1 protein-coding gene and 1 pseudogene are annotated in these 22,445 nt (G+C 74.2%); both read left to right on the top strand.

Translation table 11 applies throughout. The annotated features are described in order from the left end of the window. Positions 1-55: 55 nt before the first annotated feature. Positions 56-20,248, top strand: a pseudogene (locus F4559_RS21645) (non-ribosomal peptide synthase/polyketide synthase); the annotation flags it as partial. Then, on the top strand, positions 20,245-22,437 hold the full coding sequence (locus tag F4559_RS21640; RefSeq protein ID WP_184671392.1) for a condensation domain-containing protein: 2,193 nt from the start codon (positions 20,245-20,247) through the stop codon (positions 22,435-22,437). The pseudogene F4559_RS21645 and the gene F4559_RS21640, both read left to right, overlap by 4 nt. Positions 22,438-22,445: the final 8 nt, after the last annotated feature.

Genomic DNA, 22,445 nt, shown 5'->3' with positions numbered 1-22,445 from the left:
CGCGTGGACCTTGGAGCAGCCCGACATGCCGGACACCGCGCCGCCCCCGCACGCCGTCGCCATCGGACGGCCGCTCGCCAACACGGGAGCATACGTCCTGGATTCCGGCCTGTTCCCGGTCCCGCGGGGACTCGTCGGCGAGCTGTACCTGACCGGCGACGGCCTCGCCCGGGGCTACCTGGGCGCGCCCGTGCTCACCGCCGCCCGGTTCGTCGCCGACCCGCACGGACCGGCCGGCACTCGGATGTACCGGACCGGCGATCTCGTCCGTGAACGTCCCGACGGCGAGCTGGAGTACGTGGGCCGGGCGGACGAACAGGTCAAGATCCGCGGGTTCCGGGTCGAGCCGCGCGAGGTCACCGCCGCGCTCACCGCGCTGCCCGGTGTCGCCGGCGCCGCCGTGCTGGCGCTGCCCGACGTCGGCGGCTCGTTGCGCCTGGTCGGCTACGTCGTGCCGGAGGCCGCCGGTCGGGTGGGTGCGGCGCGGGACTCGGCGCGAGTGGGTGCGGCGCGGGACTCGGCGCGGGTGGGCGCGGCGCGGGACTCGACGTCTGCGGGTGCGACGTCGGACCCGGATGAGGTGCGTGCCGCGTTGGCCCGCACGCTGCCCGACTACCTGGTGCCCGCCGCGATCGTGGTCGTCGACCGGATCCCGCTGACCGCCAACGGCAAGGTCGACCGCCGCGCGCTGCCCGTGCCCGAGGTCCGCACGACCGGCCGCGCGCCCGCGACCGCGTTGGAGGCCCGGCTGTGCGCGCTGTTCGCCGACGTGCTCGGCGTGGCCGAGGTCGGCGCGGACGACGACTTCTTCGCCCTGGGCGGGCATTCGCTGCTCGCCACCCGGCTGATCGGTGCGATCCGGGGTGCGCTCGGTCGTGACCTCTCGCTGCGCGCCCTGTTCCAGGACGCGACCCCGGCCGGTGTCGCCACCGCGCTCACCGAGCTGGGCCGCCCGGTGCCCGTGCGCCGCGAGCTGCCCGCGCGCGTGCCGCTGTCGTCCGCCCAGCGCCGGCTGTGGTTCCTGCACCGGCTCGACCCCGACGACGTCACCTACAACCTGCCCCTGGTGATCCGGCTGACCGGGCCGCTGGACGTGCCCGCGCTGACGGCCGCGCTGGTCGACGTGACCGCGCGGCACGAAGCCCTGCGGACCGTGTTCCCCGAGGGGCCCGACGGCGAGCCGCACGCGGTCGTGCTCGACGAGGGCGTGCCGCTGGAGATCGTGGAGACGCCGGACCCGGAGTCCTTCGCCCGCCGCGAGATCCGCCGCCCGTTCGACCTGACGACCCGGCCGCCGGTCCGCGCGACCCTGGCGCGCGACGACACGCGCAGCGTGCTCGTGTTGCTGCTGCACCACATCGCGGCCGACGAGTGGTCGATGGGCCCGCTGGTCGGCGACCTCACCGCCGCCTACCGCGCGCGGCTGGTCGGCGACGTGCCCGCGTTCGACGAGCTGCCCGTCCGCTATGCCGACTACGCGCTGTGGCAGCGCGACCTGCTCGACGTGTCCGGCGAGGCGCAGCTCGCGCACTGGCGCACCGCCCTGGCCGGCGTGCCGGACGTGCTGGAACTGCCCGCGGACCGGCCGCGTCCGGCGGTCGCGGGCACGGCCGGCGACACCGTGCCGTTCACCGTGCCGCCCGGCACCGCGCACGCCGTGCGCCGGTTGGCGGCCGAGACCGGCGTGAGCGTGTTCATGGTGCTGCACGCCTGCCTGACCGCGTTGCTGCGCCGGGTCGGCGCGGGGCGGGACATCACGATCGGCACGCCGGTCGCCGGGCGTGGCGACGCGGCGCTCGACCGGTTGGTCGGGTTCTTCGTCAACACCGTGGCGTTGCGCGTGGACACCGAGGACGTGCGCACGTTCACCGAGCTGCTCGACCGCGTGCGCACGGTCGACCTGGCCGCGTTCGACCACGCCGACCTGCCGTTCGACCGCGTCGTGGAGGAGCTGAACCCGCCCCGGTCGCTCGCGTACTCGCCGCTGTTCCAGGTGCTGCTCGTGCACCGCGCCGGGTTGACGGACCGGCTCGACCTGCCGGGGTTGAAGTCCACTGTGGACGTCACGGGTGTCGGTACGGCCAAGTTCGACCTGACGTTCGGCGTCGTGGACACCGGTTCGGCGATGACCGGCAGCGTCGAGTACCGCACCGACCTGTTCGACTCGTCGACCGCGCGCGTGCTCGGCGAGCGGTTCGTGCGCCTGCTGACCGCCGTGACGCACGCGCCCGACCGGCCGATCGACGACGTGGACCTGCTGTCGGGGCGCGAGACGAAGCAGATCCTCGACCACTGGAACGCGACCGCGCGGACCGTGCGGCCGACCACGCTGCCGGAGCTGCTCAGGCGTCAGGTCGAGCGGACGCCCGACGCGTGCGCGGTCCTGTTCGAGGACGAGGAGGTCACCTACGCGGACTTCGACGCGCGGGTGGAGCGGCTGGCCCGGGTGCTGGTCGCGCACGGCGCCGGGCCGGACCGGATCGTGGCGGTCGCCCTGCCCCGGTCGGTGGAGCTGGTCGTGGCGCTGCACGCGGTGCAGCGCGCGGGTGCCGCCTACCTGCCGATCGATCTCGACCACCCGGCGGACCGGATCGCCGGTGTGCTCGCCGATGCCGCGCCGGTGGCGGTGATCGCGGCCCACGAGTTCGCGGCGGGGACGCCCGGTCGGGACGAAGGGAACGCCGGTCCGGCCGTGGTGCGGGTGGACGAGGAGCCGCCCGGCCCGCCCGACGTGGTGCTGCCCGGGATCTCGCCGGACGACGCGGCCTACGTGATCTTCACGTCCGGCTCCACCGGGCGGCCCAAGGGTGTCGTGGTCTCCCACCGGGCGATCGTGAACCGGTTGCTGTGGAAGCAGGACCGGTACCACCTCGCGCCCGGTGAACGGGTCGTGCAGAAGACGCCCGCCACCTTCGACGTCTCCGTCTGGGAATTCTTCTGGCCGCTGATCGTCGGGGCGACGCTGGTCGTCGCGCGGCCCGACGGGCACCGTGATCCGGCCTACCTCGCCGCCCTGATCCGGGAACGGCGGATCACCACCGCCCACTTCGTGCCCTCGATGCTGCGCGCCTTCCTGGACGAGCCCGCCGCCGCCGACTGCACGAGCCTGGCCCGGGTGATCTGCTCGGGCGAGGCGCTGCCCGCCGACCTGGCCCGGCGGTTCCGGGAGACCCTGCCCGCCGAGCTGCACAACCTCTACGGGCCGACCGAGGCCGCCGTGGACGTGACCTCGTGGCAGGTCGCCGCCGCCGACGTGACGACCGTGCCGATCGGCCGCCCGGTCTGGAACACCGGCCTGCGGGTCCTGGACGCGAACCTGCGGCCGGTGCCGCCGCGGGTCCCCGGCGAGCTGTACCTGACCGGCGTGCAGCTCGCGCGCGGGTATCTCGGACGCCCCGGTCTCACGTCCGAACGGTTCGTCGCCGACCCCTACGGTGACGCGGGCGACCGGATGTACCGGACCGGGGACCTGGCCCGGTGGACGGCCGACGGGGTGGTCGAGTACCTGGGCCGGGTCGACCACCAGGTGAAGCTGCGCGGCTTCCGGATCGAACTCGGCGAGGTCGAGTCCGCGCTGGCCGCCGCCCCCGGTGTGCGGGGTGCCGCCGTGGTGCTGCGGGACGGCGTCGGCGGCGAGCCCGCGTTGGTCGGCTATCTGGTCGGCGACGTCGACATGGCCGAGGTGCGCCGGTCGGCGGCCACCGTGCTGCCCGACTACATGGTGCCGTCGGCTTTCGTGACGCTCGACGAACTCCCGTTGTCCGCCAACGGGAAGCTCGACCGCCGGGCCCTGCCCGCGCCGGTCGTCGCCACGGCCGCCGGGCGTGCGCCCGAGACCGCCCGGGAACGGGCGCTGTGCCGCGTGTTCGAGGACGTGCTCGGCGTCGAGGGCGTGGGCGCGGACGACGACTTCTTCGCGCTGGGCGGGCACTCGCTGCTCGCCACCCGCCTGGTCGGCCGGGTCCGCGCCGACCTCGGACTGGACCTGCCGCTGCGGTCGCTGTTCGCCGCGCCCACACCCGCCGCGTTGGCGCTGCTGGCCGACGCGGGCGGCCCGGCCCGGCCGCCCCTGGTCGCCGCCGGACGTCCCGACGTGCTGCCACTGTCGGCCGCCCAGCGCCGGCTGTGGTTCCTGGACCGGCTCGAAGGGCCGAACTCCACCTACAACCTGCCGCTCGTGCTGCGGCTGACCGGGCCGCTGGACGACGCCGCGCTCGCCGCCGCGCTGGCCGACGTGGTCGACCGGCACGAAGCCCTGCGCACGGTCTTCCCCGAGGTCGACGGGCAGCCGCGCCAGGTCGTCCTGGCCGAGGCCCCGGTCCTGCACCGGGCCGACCGGCTCGACCCGGACCACGTGTTCGACCTCGCGACCGAGCCGCCGTTGCGGGCGACCCTCGTGGGGGACGGGCCGGACGTGCACCGGCTCATGCTGTTGCTGCACCACATCGCGGGCGACGAGGCGTCGGCGGGACCGCTGACCGACGACCTCGCGATCGCCTACCGGGCCCGAAGAAACGGGCAGGAGCCGGAGTGGGCACCCCTGCCCGTGCAGTACGCGGACTACACGCTGTGGCACACGGACCTGTCGGCACGTCTGGAGGACACGCAGCTCGACCACTGGCGGACCGCGCTCGACGGCCTGCCCGACCGGCTCGCGCTGCCCACCGACCACCCGTACCCGGCGGTCGCCGGGCAGGGTGGCGCCCTGAGCGCGTTCACGGTCGACGCCGACCTGCACACCGCCGTGCGCGAGCTGGCCCGCACGACCGGCACCAGTGTGTTCATGATCGTCCAGGCCGCCGTCGCCGCGTTGCTGTCGAGGTTGGGCGCGGGCACGGACATCCCGCTCGGCGTGCCGGTGGAAGGCCGTCCCGACCCCGCGCTGGACCGGCTCGTCGGCTTCTTCGTCAACACGCTCGTGCTGCGCGTCGACGTGGCCGGCGACCCCACGTTCGCCGAGCTGCTCGACCGCGTGCGCACGGTCGACCTGGCCGCGTTCGACCACGCCGACCTGCCGTTCGACCGCGTGGTGGAGGCGGTGAACCCGGTCCGCACGGCCGCGCACCACCCGTTGTTCCAGGTCATGGTCAGCCACCAGGCGGGCGCCGGGAAGGTGCCCGCGCTGGACGGGCTCGCCGTCGAGCCCGTGCCCGCGCCGCGGGCCACCGCCAAGTTCGACCTGACGTTCAGCGTCCAGGAGTCCCGGTCGGGCATGGCCGGGTTCGTGGAGTACCGCACGGACCTGTTCGAGCAGTCCACTGTGGACGAATTGGGGCGGCGGCTCGTCGCGCTGCTGGGTCAGGTCTGCGCGCGGCCGGACACGCGGGTCGGCGCGCTGGACGTCCTGCTCCCGGCCGAGCGCGTCGAGTCCGCCGAGCCGGTCGCGGCACCGCTGCTGGTGGACGTGCTGGCCGAACTCGTGGTCGACGACCCCGAGGCGGCGGCCGTGGCCGACGGCGTCACGACCCTGAGCCGGGTCGCGCTGTGGGGCCGGGTGTGCGGCCTGGCGCACTGGCTGCGGGAGAACGGCGCCGGACCGGAACGCGTCGTCGCGATCAAGGTGCCCCGGGGTGTCGACTCGGTCGTGGCGCTGCTCGGCGTGCTCGCGTCCGGCGCGACCGCCCTGACCCTGGACCGCGACTACCCGGCCGCGCGGCTCGCCGCGATGGAGGCCGACGCGCGGCCCGTGCTGGTGCTGGAGGAACTGCCGGTCACCGGTCCCGAGCAGATCACGTGGAGCGTCGACCCGGCCTCGGCCGCGTACCTGCTCTACACGTCCGGTTCGACCGGGCGGCCCAAGGGCGTCGTCGTCACGCACGCCAACATCGCCGCCCTGCTGGCCGCGCACCGCGCCGACCTGTTCGAGGGCGGAAGGCTGCGGATCGCGCACACCGCGTCGTTCTCGTTCGACGCCTCGTGGGACCCGGTGCTGTGGATGCTCGGCGGCCACGAGCTGCGCGTGGTTCCGGCCGAGGTCTACCGCGACCCGGCCGCGATGCTCGACCTGATCACCCGCGAACGCCTGGACTACGTCGACTTCACGCCGTCCTACCTGCGTGAACTCGTGGACGCGGGCCTGTTCGAGGGCGCGCACACCCCGGCCGTCGTCGCGGTCGGCGGCGAGGCCGTGCCCGAGAAGCTGTGGCACGACCTGAACGCGGCCGAGGGCGTGCGGGCGCTCGACCTGTACGGCCCGACCGAGGCGACCGTCGACTCGTACTGGTGGGACCGCGCGGGCGGCCACGACGTCCGGGGCAGCCGGGCGCTCGTGCTGGACGCCGGGCTGCGCCCGGCGCCCCGGGGCGTCGTCGGGGAGCTGTACATCTCGGGTGCCGCGGTGTCGCGCGGCTACCTGGGCAACCCGGCCGCCACCGCCGAGCGGTTCGTGGCCGACCCGTTCGGCACGCCCGGCTCCCGGCTCTACCGCACGGGCGACCTGGCGCGGCGGACGGCGACCGGGCTGGTCGTGCTGGGCCGGGCCGACGACCAGGTCAAGGTGCGCGGTTTCCGGATCGAGCCGGGCGAGGTGGCCGCCGCGCTGGCCACGCACCCGGACGTCGAACAAGCCGCCGTGGTGCTGCGGGACGGGCGTCTGGTCGGCTACGTGACGCCCGTCGGCGCGGACGTCGAGGCCGTCCGCCGGCACGCGACCGACGTGCTGCCGGATTACATGGTGCCCGCCGCCGTGGTCGCGCTGGACTCCTTCCCGCGCACGGACAACGACAAGCTCGACCACGCCGCCCTGCCCGCCCCCGTGTTCGCGACGGGCGACGCGAAGCCGGCCACCGAAGCCGAACGCGTGCTCTGCGCGTTGGTCGCCGAGGTGCTGCGGCTCGACGAGGTCGCGCCGACGGACGGGTTCTTCGACCTCGGTGGCGACAGCATCGTGTCGATCCAGCTCGTCAGCCGCGCCCGTGCCGCCGGGTACGCGCTGACCGCACGCGACGTGTTCACGCACAAGACCGTGCGCGCCCTGGCCGCCGTCGCGACCGTTCTGTCCGAAGTGGATGAACAGGAGACGGCCGCCGACGCGCTCGGCGCCGTGCCCACCACGCCGATGACCGCGTGGCTGGGTTCGCTCGACGCCCCGATCGACGGCTACCACCAGGCGCTGCTGATCCGCGTGCCGCACGACGGGACGCGGCTGAAGCGGGCCGTGGACGCCCTGCTCGACCGGCACGACCTGCTGCGCGCCCGCCTCGTCCGCTCCACGCCGTGGTCCCTGCACGTGCCGACTGAACGCCCGGACGTGTTCACGACGGCCACGCACGACATCGCCACCGAGTCGGCCGACGCCCGTGACCGGCTCGACCCGGACAACGGCGTGATGGTCCAGGCCGTCTGGTTCCCGGAGCGGGACCGCCTGCTGCTGACCGTCCACCACCTGGTCGTGGACGCGGTCTCGTGGCGCGTGCTGCTGTCGGACCTGGAGGACGCCTACGCGGGCAAGGAACTCCCGCGCACCGGCGCTTCCTTCCGCACGTGGGCCGGGCGGACCCCCGACTTCTCGGCCGACCTCGACCGCTGGACGGAGATCGTCGGCGCCGGGAACACCCCGATCGGCGCCCCGCTGGACCCGGCGCGCGACACCGAGGCCACGGTCCGGCGGATCACCGTGACCGCGCCCGAACCCGCCTTCGCCCGCCCCGACGACGCGCTGCTCACGGCGCTCGCCCTGGCCTTCCGGCGGGTTCGGGGCATCGACAGCCTGCTCGTCGACCGCGAGGCCCACGGCCGCGACGGCGACCTGGACGTGTCCCGCACGGTCGGCTGGTTCACCGCTGTGCACCCGCTGCGGCTCACGCCCGGCGACGGCACGTCCACCGACGCGCTCAAGGCGGTCAAGGAGCAGCTCCGCGCGCTGCCCGACGGCCGCGGTTTCGGTGCGCTCGGTCTCGATTCCGGGGCGCACGTCCTGTTCAACCACCTCGGCCGCCTGCGCGCGCCGTGCGAGGACGACTTCACGGTGGCCGCGGAGAACGCCGAACTGGTCGGCGGCGTCGACCCGCGCATGCCCGCCGTGCACGCCCTGGAGATCGACTCGGCGAGCCACGACGGCGAGCTGACCGCGACGTGGGCGTGGCCCGCGCACGTGCTGACCGAGGCCGAGGTCCGCGCGCTGGCGGACGCGTGGGTCGTCGCCTTGGGCGAGCTGACCGACGTGCGCACGCCCTCGGACTTCCCGCTCGCCGCGCTGACCCAGTCCGAAGTGGACTCACTCGCGGACGACGTGGTCGACGTGTGGCCGCTGACCCCGTTGCGGCAGGGCATGGTCTTCCAGTCCGCGTTCGACCAGGACGGCCCCGACGTCTACCTGGGGCAGCTCGCCCTCGATCTGCGCGGACCGCTCGACGCCGGACGCCTGCGCGACGCCGCCCAGCGCCTGCTCGACCGGCACGCCACGCTGCGCGCGACGTTCCCGGACGTCCGGCACGCGATCGTGCCCGCCCACACGTCGGTGCGCTGGCGCGACCTGGACGTCACGGGCCAGGACACGGCCGCCGCGCTGGACCGGATCACGCGCGAGGACGCGGACGTCCGCTTCGACCTGGCCGCCGGGCCGCTGATCCGGTTCACGCTCGTGCGCACCGGACCCGACGCGCACCGGCTGCTGATCTCCAACCACCACGTCCTGCTGGACGGCTGGTCCACGCCGCTGCTGCTGGACGACCTCTTCACCCTGTACCAGGGGATCGAGCCGCGTCCGGTCGTCGGACCGCACGACTACCTGCGGTGGCTCGCCGACCAGGACACCGAGGCGTCCCTGGCCGCCTGGAAGACCGCGCTCGGCGACGTGACCCCCACGCTCGTCGGCGGACCGTCCGCCGACCGGGCGCCCGCGCTGCCGGAGACCCTGACCACGCACCTGGCGGGCACGGCGCTCGCCGACCGGGCGCGGGCCGAGGGCGTCACGCTCAACACGGTCGTGCAGGCCGCGTGGGCGTTGGTGCTCTCCGCGCTGACCGGCCGCCGCGACGTCGTCTTCGGCACGACGGTGTCGGGCCGCCCGCCGCAGGTGGCGGGCATCGAGCGGGTCGTGGGCCTGTTCATCAACACCGTGCCGGTCCGGGTCGCGCTCGACCCGGCCGAGCCCGTCGGCGACCTGCTGCGCCGCGTGCAGGACGAGCAGGCCGCGCTGCTGGACCACCAGCACGTCGGCCTGTCCGACCTCCAGCGCGGCACCGGCGAGCTGTTCGACACGCTCGCCGTCTTCGAGAACTACCCGTTCGACCCGGACAAGGCCGCGGAACCCGTTCCCGGCCTCAAGGTGTCGGCGGTGCCCGGCCGCGACGCGACCCCGTTCCCGCTCGGCGTGACCGTCACGCCGGGCGAGACGCTCCGCGTCGACCTGGAGCACAGGCCGGACGTGCTCGACGCCCGGCCTGTGCTCGACCAACTGCGGCACGTCCTGGACCTGATCGCCGGGGACGCGGACCTGCCGGTCGGCCGGATCGCCACCCTGGCCGGGGTGGCGGCGCCGGTCGGACCCGCCGTCGCCGACGCCGTCCCGATCCCGGAGGCGCTCGCCGAACAGGCGTGCCGGACGCCGGACGCCGTCGCGTTGGTCGACGGCAGGGGTACGCGCACGTTCGCCGAACTGGCCGCCGAGGTCGACCTGGTGGCGGCCCGGCTGGTGGCGATGGGCGCGGGTCCGGAACGCGTGGTCGGGTTGTCCCTGCCGCGCGGTGCGGACGCGATCGTGGCGTTGCTGGCCGTGCTGCGCGCCGGCGCGGTGGCGTTGCCGCTGGACCGGGACTACCCGACCGAACGCCTGGCGATGATGGTCGAGGACGCGCGGCCGGTGTTCGTCCTGGACGAGCTTCCATCCACAGTGGACGGTGAGCTGCCGGGGTGGCCGAGTGGGGCGGCGTACATCATCTTCACGTCCGGCTCGACCGGGCGGCCCAAGGGGGTCGTCGTGGAGCACGCCGCGTTGGCCAACCTGCTGGCCGCGCACCGGCGTGACCTGTTCGGCGATGGGCGCAAGAGGGTCGCACACACCGCTTCCCTGTCGTTCGACGCGTCGTGGGACCCGATCCTGTGGCTGGTCGGCGGGCACGAGCTGCACGTCGTGCCCGAGGACGTCTACCGCGACCCGGACGCCTACCTGGATCTGGTCCGCCGCGAGCGGATCGACGTCGTCGACTTCACGCCGACGTTCCTCGCCCAGCTCGTCGACCGGGGCCTGCTCACCGGCGCGCACCGGCCGAGCGTCGTGTGCGTGGGCGGCGAGGCCGTGCCGGAGTCGTTGTGGGACAAGCTGATCGCGGCCGGAGTGCACGCGGTCGACCTCTACGGCCCCACCGAGTACACAGTGGACGGTTACCTGCGGCACGACGACGGCCGTGAAGCGCCGGTCGCGGGCACGGCCACGCGCGTGCTCGACGCGGCGTTGCGGCCCGTGCCGCCGGGTGTGCCCGGCGAGCTGTACCTGAGCGGTCCCGGCCTGGCGCGCGGCTACCTGCGCAACCCCGGCCTGACCGCGTGGCGGTTCGTGGCCGACCCGTACGGCACGCCCGGCACGCTCATGTACCGCACGGGCGACCTGGCGACCTTGTCGGACAAGGGCGAGCTGCGCTTCCTGGGCCGCGCCGACGACCAGGTCAAGCTGCGCGGCTACCGGGTCGAACCCGGCGAGGTCGAGACGGCGCTGTCCGCGCTCGACGGCGTGCACGCGGCGGCCGTCGCCGTGCGCGACAACCGGTTGATCGGCTACGTCGTCGCGGAGACCGCCGACGGCATCCGGGACCTGCTGGCCGCGACGATGCCCGCGCACCTGGTCCCGGCCGTGGTCGTGGCGCTGGACGCGTTGCCGGTCACGGTCAACGGCAAGCTCGACCGCGCCGCCCTGCCCGCGCCCGTGCGCACCGGCCGGACCGTGGTCGGGGCGCGCACCGACGCGGAACGTGTGCTGTGCGAGGCGTTCGCGGACCTGCTCGGCGTCGAGGAGGTCGGTGTCGACGACGGGTTCTTCGCGCTCGGCGGCGACAGCATCGTGTCGCTGCAACTGGTTGCCCGCGTCCGGGCGGCCGGGTACGCGGTGACCGCCCGCCAGGTGTTCACCGAACGCACCCCGGCCCGGATCGCGGCCGTGGCCACCCCGGTCGCCGACGGCGGCACCGAACCCGCGCACGCGGCGTCCGGCGAGCTGCCCGCGCCGCCGATCACCCGGTGGCTGTCCCGCCTGGTCGGCCCGGACCTCGACCGGATGGCCGCGTACAGCCAGGAGGTCCTCGTCCGCCTGCCGGGCACGCTCACCGACGCCGAACTGCGCGACGGCCTGCGTGCCGTGGTGCGCCGCCACCCCGTGTTGGCCGCGCGCCTGATCGCCGACGAGCCGTGGCGCCTGGAGGTGCCCACCGCCGTCGAGTTCGACTTCACGGTGGCGGACGCCGAGGTGTCGGTGGCGCTGCGTCGAGCCCAGGCCGACCTGGACCCGACGAACGGCGTGATGTTCCGCGCCGTGCGCCTGGGCGACCGGCTGTTGTTGGTCGCGCACCACCTCGTGGTGGACGCGGTCTCGTGGTCGGTGCTGCTGGGCGACCTGGAAGCCGCCTGCGCGGGCCGCGACCTCGACCCCGTGCCGGTGTCCTACCGCACGTGGGCGCGGTCGCTGGCCGACCGGGACCCGGCCGAGGAGTACTGGCGGACGCTGCTCGCCGAGACCGAACCGGTCCTCGGCACCCGCCCGCTGACCCACGACGACACCGCCGCCACCACGGGCAGGCTCACCGTCTCCCGGCCCGCCGGGGAACTGCTCACCACGATCCCGGCGGCGGTCAACGGCACCGTGCAGGACGTGCTGCTCGCGGCGCTCGCGCGGGTCGTGCCCCAGTGGCGCAGCGACTACGGCTACGGCGAGGTGTCCTCGACGCTGGTCGACATCGAGGGCCACGGCCGTGACGGCGACCTCGACCTGTCCCGGGCGATCGGCTGGTTCACCTGCCTGTACCCGGTGCGCCTGGGGTCGGGTGCGCTCAAGGACACCAAGGAGACCCTGCGCGCGGTGCCCGACCACGGCCTCGGGTTCGGGCTCCTCGGCGGCCTGTCCGGCGGGTCGATCTGCTTCAACTACCTGGGCCGCGTGACCACGCCGGGCGACGGCCCGTGGCAGCCGGTCCCGGCCGGGCTGCGCGGCGGCGCCGACCGGCTGCCCGCCGCCTACCCGTTGGAGATCAACGCCGAGGCGGTCGGCGACGACCTGTCGGCGGTGTTCTCCTGGGCGGACGGCGTGCTGTCGGCAGAGTCGGTGGAGGAGCTGGCCCGGCGGTGGCTGGCCGCGCTCGACGAGGTGGCCGACACCGGCCGCACGCCGTCGGACTTCCCGCTCGCCGCGCTGACCCAGTCCGAAGTGGATGGTCTGGGTGACGACGTGCTCGACGTGTGGCCGTTGACGCCGTTGCAGCAGGGCATGGCGTTCCACGCGCTGCTCGACGACGAGGGACCGGACCTCTACCTCACCCAGCTCACGCTCGACCTGCGCGGCGCGCTCGACGCGGACCGGCTGCGCGCGGCCGTGACCGCGTTGCTCGACCGGCACGACAACCTGCGGGTGAGCGTGCACGACGGTCGCGCGCACGTGCACGGTCGCGTCGAGGTGCCGTGGGTGGAACTCGCGGGCGTCGACCCGGACAAGTTCCTGGCGCAGGACCAGCGTGAACGCTTCGACCTGGAGAGCGCGCCGCTGATCCGGTGCGCGCTGCTCGACCTGGGCGAGAGCAGGTACCGGTTCGTGCTCACCAGCCACCACCTGCTGCTGGACGGCTGGTCCACGCCGTTGCTGATCCAGGAGCTGTTCGCGCACTACGCCGGGCAGCGCCCGCCGGCCGTGCCCTCGTTCCGCCGCTACCTGGAGTGGCTGGCCACCCGGCCGGACTCGCTGTCGGTGTGGCGCGCGGCGTTGGCGGGCCTGGCCGAGCCCACGCTGGTCAGCCCCGGCGCGTCGAAGGACGCGGTCGACCCGGCCGAGGTCGGCACGGAGCTGTCCGCGTCCTCGACCGGTGCTTTGAACGCGTTCGCCCGCGACCTCGGCGTCACGACCAACACCGTGGTCCAGGTGGCGTGGGCCGTGCTGCTCGGCCACCTGACCGGACGCGACGACGTCGTGTTCGGTGCCACCGTGTCCGGTCGTCCGGCCGAGATCGCGGACGTCGGCTCGATGGTCGGCCTGTTCATCAACACCGTTCCGGTTCGCGTAAGGGTCCGGCCGGACACCACGTTCCGGGCGCTGCTCGACGCCGTGCAGCACGAGCAGGCCGCGCTCGGCGAGCACCACCACGTGGGCTTGTCGGACATCCAGCGGACCATGGGTCTCGGCGCGTTGTTCGACACGCTCGTGGTCTTCGAGAATTTCCCGTTCGACCCGGATCGGGCCGCGCACGAGGTCGGCGGCGTCACGATCACCGGTGTCGGCGGCCGGGACACCACGCACTACCCGCTCGCGCTGTCCGTGCTGCCGGGCGAACGGCTGCGGCTGCTGCTGGAGTACCGGACCGACCTGCGCGACGCCGCCGAGGTGGCGACGATCGGCGACCGCCTGGCCGCGCTGCTCGACGTGATCGTGCGCGAGCCCGACCGCACGCTCGGCTCGACCACCGCGCTGCTGCCCGGCGAGTCCGACCGGATCTCGTCTCCGGCGGTGCCGGAGGCGCCTTTGGTCACCGAAGTCCTGCGGGCACAGGCACTGCGGACGCCGGACGCGGTCGCGGTCGTCGCCGACCGGACGCTGACGTTCGCCGCGCTCGACGCCGAGTCCGACCGACTGGCCGCGTGGCTGGTCGAGCGGGGTGCGGGGGCCGAGCGGTTCGTGGCGTTGGCGTTGCCGCGCACGGCCGACGCGCTCGTGGCGATCTTCGGCGTGCTCAAGTCGGGTGCGGCCGTGCTGCCGGTCGACCCGGACTACCCGGCCGACCGGATCGCGCTGGTGCTCGACGACGCGCAGCCCGTGCTGCGGCTCGACGCGCTGCCCGAGCTGCCCGACGGACGCGTGGACGTGGTGATCGAGCCGGGTTCGGCCGCGTACGCGATCCACACGTCCGGGTCGACCGGGCGGCCGAAGGGCGTGGTCGTGCCGCACTCGGCGTTGGCGAACCTGCTGGCGTCGCACCGGAAGCAGGTCTTCGGGGACCGTCGTCTCAAGGTCACGCACACGTCGTCGTTCTCGTTCGACGCCTCCTGGGACCCGATCCTGTGGATGCTCGCCGGCAACGAGCTGCACGTGCTCGCCGGCGACACCTACCGCGATCCGGACCAGGTGCTCGCGCTGGTGGCCGCGCGCGGCCTCGACCACCTGGACTTCACGCCGTCCTACCTGGCACAGCTCGTCGACCGGGGTCTGCTGGAGCACCCGCCGGCCGTGCTGTGCGTGGGCGGCGAGGCGGTGCCGGAGGGCCTGTGGCAGGCGCTCGGCGCGGCCGACGTCGAGGTGCACGACCTGTACGGGCCGACCGAGTACACGGTCGACGCGTACGTGCGGCACGTGGACGGCTCGGTGACACCGATCGCCGGCACCGCCCTGCACGTGCTCGACGCGGCGTTGCGGCCCGTGCCCACCGGTGTCACGGGCGAGCTGTACCTGGCCGGACCGGGTCTGGCCCGGGGCTACCTCGGGCGGCCCGGCGCGACCGCCGAGCGGTTCGTCGCGAACCCGTTCGGCGAGCCGGGTTCACGGCTGTACCGCACGGGCGACCTGGCCCGGCGCACCGACATCGGGCTGGACCTGCGTGGCCGAGCCGACGACCAGGTCAAGGTGCGCGGCTTCCGGATCGAGCCGGGCGAGGTCGCGGCCGTGCTGGAGACGCACGACGGTGTGCGCCAGGCCGTGGTCGTGGTGCGCGACGGTCGACTCGTCGGGTACGTCGAGTCCACCGGGGCGACCGCGGACTCCGCGCGGGCCCACGCCGCCCGACTGCTGCCCGACCACATGGTGCCCAGCGCCGTCGTGGTGCTGGACGCGTTGCCGACGCTGCCCAACGGCAAGGTCGACCGGGCCGCGCTGCCCGCGCCGGACCGGGCCGCCACCGGGACCTACCGGGCGCCGCGCACGGAGAGCGAAGCCGTGCTGTGCCGGTTGTTCGCCGACCTGCTCGGCGTGGACCGGATCGGGGTCGACGACGGGTTCTTCGACCTCGGCGGCGACAGCATCGTGTCGATCCAGCTCGTCAGCCGGGCCCGTGCGGACGGCGTGGTGATCACGCCCCGCCAGGTGTTCGACCACCGCACGCCCGCCGCGCTGGCCGCCGTCGCCACCGGGCCGGTCGCGGCCGAGCGCGCCGAGGACGCGTGGGGCACGCTGCCGACCACGCCGATCATGCGCTGGCTACTCGACCTCCCGGCCGGGACGAAGGGCTTCAGTCAGGCCGTCCTGCTCCGCACGCCGGAAGCGTTGGGGGAGAGGGAACTCGCCGTCGGGCTGGCTCGCGTCGTGGACGCACATCCGATGCTGCGTGCACGCCTCGACGGCGACGCCGTCGTGGTGGACGCCGAGTCGTCGCCGGTCGGGGTGCGCTGGGTCGACGAGCCGGACTGGGCCGCCGAGGCGGTCCGCGCCCAGGGCGAACTCGACCCGTGTACCGGCGTGATGGTGCGTGCCGTGGCGGCGCCCGGCCGGTTGTTGCTGGTCGTGCACCACCTCGTCGTGGACGAGGTGTCGTGGCGGATCATCGTGCCGGACCTGGCCACCGCGTGCGCGGGCGGCGAGGTCGCGGCCGAGGGCACGTCGTTCCGCACGTGGGCCCGTCGCCTGCGCGAGCTGGACGTCACGGCCGAACTCCCGCACTGGGAACGGGTCGTCGCGGCCGGGGGCGCTTTGGGCGTAAGGGAACTGGACCCGGCGCGCGACACGTCCGCGACGATGGCCCACCTCAAGGTCTCCGCCGGCGTGCCGCCGGTCGAGGCCGCCAACGCCTACCACGCCCGGGTCGACGACGTGCTGCTCACCGCGCTCGCCCTGGCCGTGCGGCCGGACGGCGGACCGGTGCTCGTCGACCTCGAAGGCCACGGCCGCGCGGACATCGGGCTCGACACGTCCCGCACGGTCGGCTGGTTCACCGCGGTCCACCCCGTCCGGCTCGAACCGGGTCGCCAGGGGCTCAAGGCCGTGAAGGAACAGGTGCGCGCCACGCCGTCCGCGCTCGGCTTCGGCCTGCTGCGCGACCGGCTCGGCGACTCGCCCGCGCGGATCGCGTTCAACTACCTGGGCCGCGCCACCGCCGCGCCGGCAGCCGACTGGTCCCCGGCGCCGGAGAGCGCGGACCTGGCGGGCGGCGCGGACGCGGACATGCCCGCCACCCACGTGCTGGAGATCAACGTCGAGGACGTCGGCGGCGAGCTGGCCGCGACCTGGTCGTGGCCCGCGCTCGTGATCGACGAGGACGAGGTCCGCGCGATCGCCGAGCGCTGGGTCGAGCAGGTCCGGGTCCTGGCGGCCGACACGCGGGGCGGGCACACGCCGTCCGACTTCCCGCTCGTGCGGCTCACCCAGCACGACGTGGACGTGTTGGCGGACAAGGACGTCGACGACGTCTGGCCCGCGACCCCGCTCCAGGAGGGCCTGTACTTCCACGCCCTGCTGGAGGACGAGGGGCCGGACGTCTACACCGTCCAGCTCGCGCTCGACCTGGCCGGACCCGTGGACGAACACCGGCTGCACGAGGCCGCGCGCGGCCTGCTGCGCGACCACCCGAACCTGCGGGCCGGGTTCCGGACCGCGCCGAGCGGCCGGGTCGTCTCCGTGGTCCACCGCGAGGTCGACGGCTGGTGGCGGGTCACCGACTCGCCGGACGCGGCCGAGGAGGACAGGGCCCGGTTCGACCTGGCCGACCCGCCGCTGCTGCGGATCACCCTGGTGCGCCTGGGCCACGAGCGGTTCCGGCTGCTGGTCACCAACCACCACCTGCTGCTCGACGGCTGGTCCACGCCGCTGGTGGTGCGCGAGCTGTTCGCCCGGTACGCGGGGCAGGGGATCGCGCGGCGCACGCCGTTCAAGGACTACCTGCGGTGGCTCGTCGGCCAGGACCACGACGCGGCGTTGACCGCGTGGCGCACCGCTCTGTCCGATGTGGACGGACCGACGCTGGTGGCCCCGCCGGGAGACCGCGAACCACTGCGGCCCGACCAGGTCTCGGTGGAGCTGTCGACGGACCTGAGCGCACGCCTGGACAGGTGGGCGCGCACGACCGGCGTCACGTCGAACACCGTGGTGCAGGTCGTGTGGTCGCTGGTGCTCGGCGGTCTCACCGGGCGCACCGACGTCGTGTTCGGCACGACGGTCTCCGGTCGGCCGCCGCAGTTGCCCGGCGTGGAGGACATGGTCGGCCTGTTCATCAACACCGTCCCGGTCCGGGTGCGGCTCGACCTCGCCGAATCCGTCGCCGACCTGGCCGTGCGCGTCCAGCGCGAGCAGTCCGCGCTGCTGGACCACCAGCACGTCGGCCTGGCCGAGATCGGCGAACTGTTCGACACGCTCGCGGTCTACGAGAACTACCCGTACGACCCGGACGCGGCGGCCGAGACGTTCGGCGGCGTCCGGGTCACCGGCGCGGTCGACCAGGACGCCACGCACTACCCGCTGAGCCTGTCCGTGCTGCCCGGCGAGAACCTGGTGTTCCAGCTCGGCTACCGGTCGGACGTGTTCACCGCGCCCGCCGTCGAGGCGCTGGCCGCCCGGCTGCACGCCGTGGTGGCACAGGTCGTCGCGGCACCGGACCTGCCGGTCGGCCGGATCGACCTGGTCACGCCCGCCGAACGCCGCCAGGTGCTCGTCGACTTCAACGACACCGACATCGACGACCTCGTGCGGACCGTGCCGGAGATGTTCGCCGAACACGCCCGGACCCGGCCGGACGCGATCGCCGTGGTGTGCGAGGACGTCACGCTCACCTATGCCGAACTCGACGAGCGCTCGGCGAAGCTGGCCAACGTCCTGGTCGAGCACGGTGCCCGGCCCGAGACCACGGTCGCGCTCGCCCTGCCCCGCACGGCCGAGATGGTCGTCGCGGTGCTGGCCGTGCTGCGGTCCGGTGCGGCCTACGTGCCGGTCGACCCGACCTACCCGAAGGCCCGGATCGAGCACCTGCTGACCGACTCGGCACCCGTCGTGTTCGTGTCCACAAAGGACTCATCGCCGGTCGACGGTGCGTTGTTGTTGGACGACCCGGAGTTCCGGGCACGGTGGGACGCGGCGTCGGCCGTCGAACCCGATCACGGGCTCGTGCCGACCAACCCGGCCTACGTGATCTACACGTCCGGGTCGACCGGCCTGCCCAAGGGCGTCGTCGTGACGCACGAGGGCGTGCCCGCGCTGGTCGCCACGGCCACCCGGTCGTTGGGCGTGACGGCCGAGTCGAAGGTGCTGCTGTTCGCGTCGATCAGCTTCGACCTGGCCTTCTTCGAGTGGGCGATGGGCGTGCTGACCGGCGGCACGGCCGTCGTCGTGCCCACGCACCGCCGCGTGGCGTCGCGTGAGCTGACCGACTACATCGCCGAGCACGGGGTGACGCACATGGCGTTGCCGCCCGCCGTGCTGGGCGCGTTGGCCGAGGACTGCACGTTGCCGCAAGGCGCGGTCCTGCTCTGCGGCACCGAGGCCGTGACGCCGGACCTGGTGCACCGCTGGGGTTCGGTCGTGCGGTTCCACGACGCCTACGGGCCGACGGAGGCCACGGTCAACTCCACGCTCTGGGCGCACTACGAGGGGTGGGACGGCGCCAAGGTGCCGATCGGCGTGCCCGACCCCGGCACCCGCGCGTACGTGCTGGACGCGGCGTTGCGACCGGTCCCGGTAGGGGTTCCGGGCGAGTTGTACCTAGGCGGACCGGGCCTGGCCCGGGGCTACCACGGCCGGTTCGCGCTGTCCGCGCTGCGGTTCGTCGCGGACCCGTTCGGGCCGCCCGGGTCGCGGCTCTACCGCACGGGCGACCTGGTCAGCCTGCGCGAGACCGGCGACATCGACTTCCACGGCCGCACCGACGACCAGGTCCAGCTCCGCGGCTTCCGGGTCGAACCGGGCGAGGTGGAGAACGTCCTGGCTGCGGTGCCGGGCGTGCGGCAGGCGGCCGTGGTGCCGCGCGACGACCGGATCAAGCGGCTCGTCGGCTACGTGGTCGGCGACGTCGACGGCGACCAGGTGCGGGCCGAGGTGGCGAAGGTGCTGCCCGAGCACCTGGTGCCCGCCGCGGTCGTGGTGCTCGACGCGTTCCCGTTGACACCCAACGCGAAGCTCGACCGCAAGGCCCTGCCCGCGCCGGAGTTCACCGCCCGCGGCGGCCGACCGCGCACGCCCACCGAGCGCCTGCTGTGCGGCGCGTACGCGGACGTGCTCGGCCTGCCCGAAGTCGGTCCGCACGACGACTTCTTCGCCCTGGGCGGCCACTCGCTGCTGGTGGTGCGGCTGCAGGCCGTGCTCGGCTCGGCGCTGGGCCGTACGGTCGCGCTGCCGGACCTGATCGCGTCCCCGACGCCCGCCGCGCTGGCCGCGCTCGTGGACGGCGAACCCGACCCGGACGCGGCCGTCGCGCCGCTGCTGGCGTTGCGGGCGCGGGGGAGTGGCGTGCCGCTGTTCTGCCTGCCGCCCGCCGCCGGGCTCGGCTGGTCGTTCGCGGGACTGGCCCGGCACCTGCCGGACCGGCCGGTGTACGCGCTCCAGGCCCGCACGCTGTCCACGCCCGGTCTGACGCCGCCGAGCGTCGAGGAGATGGCGCGTGACTACCTGGGCCTGATCCGCGAGGTCCAGCCCGAGGGGCCGTACCACCTGCTCGGCTTCTCGCTGGGCGGCCTGGTCGCGCACCGGATCGCGAGCCTGCTGCGGGCCCAGGGTGAAGAGGTGGCGCTGCTGGCCATGCTCGACGCCTACCCGCCGGGCGGTCCCGAGCGGACCGACGTGGCCGACGCGCACCGGTTCCTGCTGGCCATGGCGGGCATCGACGGGGAGCCCGACGACGCGGTGGAAGCCGTGCTGCGCGACGGTTCCCTGGGCCTGGGGCGCGAAGCCTTGGAGGCCGTGGTGGCGAACCTGCTCGCCTCCGCCGACCAGGTCGCGGGTGCCTCGCTCGACGTGGTGGACGGCGACCTGCTGCTGTTCACCGCAGACGGCGAAGAACCCGAGGAGATGTCCACGCCCGACCGCTGGCACGAGTACGTGACCGGCCGGGTCCGGGTGGTCGGCGTGGATGTCGCGCACGACGAGATGACCGACCCCGACGCCCTCGCGGTGATCGGGCCGCTGCTGAACCAGGAGTTCCGGGCATGACCGCCTCGCTTCCGCTGTCCGCCGCGCAGACCTCGATCTGGTTCGGCCAGCAACTGGACCCGGACAACCCGGTCTACAACACCGCCGACCACGTGCTGATCGACGGACCGGTCGACCCGGTCCGGTTCGAGGAGGCGGTGCGCGCGGCGGTCGGCGAGGCCGAGTCGCTGCACGCCCGGTTCTTCCTGGACGGCGACGTGCCGCGCCAGGTGATCGCCCCGGACGAGTGGGACTTCCCGGTACTCGACCTGCGCGGCGAGGACGACCCCGAGCACGCCGCGCTGGCGTGGATGGGCGCGGACGTGCGCACGCCGGTCGACCTGGCGCTCGGCCCGCTGTTCGGGCAGGCGCTGCTGCGGATCGGCGACGAGCGGTGGGTGTGGCACCAGCGCGTGCACCACATCGCCGTGGACGGGTTCGCGTTCTCGCTGCTCGCCCGGCGCGTGGCCGACCTGTACACCGACGGCGGCGGCACGCCGTTCGGTCCGTTCGCCAAGGTGCTCGACGTCGAAGAGTCCTATGTGGACTCCGGGAAGTCGGCCAAGGACGCCGAATTCTGGCGCGAGTACCTCGACGGCCTGCCCGAGCCGCCGGGGCTGGTCGACCGGCTCGCGGGCATCGGCGACCACACGATCCGGTCCACCGCGCGGATTCCGACCGAGGACCTGCGGGCGCTCGCCAAGGCCGAGGGCGTGTCCTGGCCCGACCTGGTCACCGCGGCCATCGCCGCGTACCTGCACCGGGCCACCGGCGCCGAGGAGGTCGTGCTGGGCCTGCCGGTGATGGGCCGGCTCGGCACGCCGCTGCTGCGCGTGCCCGGCATCGTGATGAACATCGTGCCGCTGCGGATCGCGGTCGGGTCCGGCGACACGCTGCCCGCGGTGGCCCGCGAGGTCGCCGCGCAGATCAAGCGCACCCGGCCGCACCACCGCTACCGGCACGAGCAGATCCGCCGCGACCTGAACCTGGTCGGCGGCACCCGGAAGCTGTTCGGCCCGGTGGTCAACGTGATGCCGTTCGACAACGACCTGCGCTTCGCCGGGAACCCCGGCCGGATGCGCAACATCGCGGCCGGTCCGGTGGAGGACCTGGCGGTCGGCGTGCGGGACTTCTCCGACGGCGCCGGGCTGAGCGTCGAACTGGACGGCAACCCCGCGCTGTACGCGCAGGACGAGCTGGACCGGCACCGGGACCGGTTGCTGCGCCTGCTCGCCGAAGGACTCGCCGCGCCCGACCGCCCGCTCGGCCGACTGCCCCTGGCGGACACCGCGATCCGCGTCCGCCCGCCGCACCCGCCGGCACCGGACGTCGTCGAGCTGATCCGCGCCCGGGTCGCCGAACGCCCTGACGCCGTGGCGTTGGAACAGGGCGAGGTCCGCTACACCTACGCCGAACTCGCCGCGCGGGCCGACCGGTTCGCGGAGGCGCTGCGGGCGCGTGGCGCGGGCCCGGACGTGCCGGTGGGACTGCCGCTGCGCCGCGACCCGGACACGATCGTCGCGGTGCTCGGCGTCCTGTTCGCGGGCGCGGCCTACCTGCCGGTCGACCCGGACGCGCCCGTCGAGCGCACCGGGCCGATGCTGGCCAACGCGCCGATCACCGTCGGTCCCGGTCTCGTCCTCGAAGGACACGCCGCCGGGACGGGACAGGTGCTGCCCGACCACCTCGCGTACGTGATCCACACGTCCGGTTCGACCGGGCGTCCCAACGGCGTCCTGGTGTCCCGCAAGGCGCTGGCGTCCTTTGTGGCCGCCGCGACCGAGCGTTACGGCGTGACCTCGGACGACCGCGTGCTCCAGTTCGCCGCGCTGCACTTCGACGCCAGCGTGGAGGAGGTCTTCGTCACGCTGTGCGCGGGCGCGACCCTCGTGTTGAGGACGGCCGAGATGACCGCGTCGGTGGACGGTTTCCTGCGGGCGTGCGACAAAGCCCACATCACGCTGCTGGACCTGCCGACCGCGTTCTGGCACGAGGTGGTGCACACCCTTGCCGCGCAAGGGGAAGTGCCGCGCGCGTTGCGGACTGTCGTGATCGGCGGGGAAGCCGCCCTCGGCACCCGGGTTGACCAGTGGCGATCCATCGCGCAAGGTGTGCGCCTGATCAACACGTACGGCCCGACGGAAGCGACCGTCGTGGCGACCGCCGCCGACCTCGGCCCGACGATGCCGAAAAGTTATGCGGCTATTTAGGTTAGCCT

The sequence above is a fragment of the Saccharothrix violaceirubra genome (assembly GCF_014203755.1).
Lineage (GTDB): Bacteria > Actinomycetota > Actinomycetes > Mycobacteriales > Pseudonocardiaceae > Actinosynnema > Actinosynnema violaceirubrum.
This window is presented reverse-complemented; position numbering and strand designations above follow the sequence as displayed.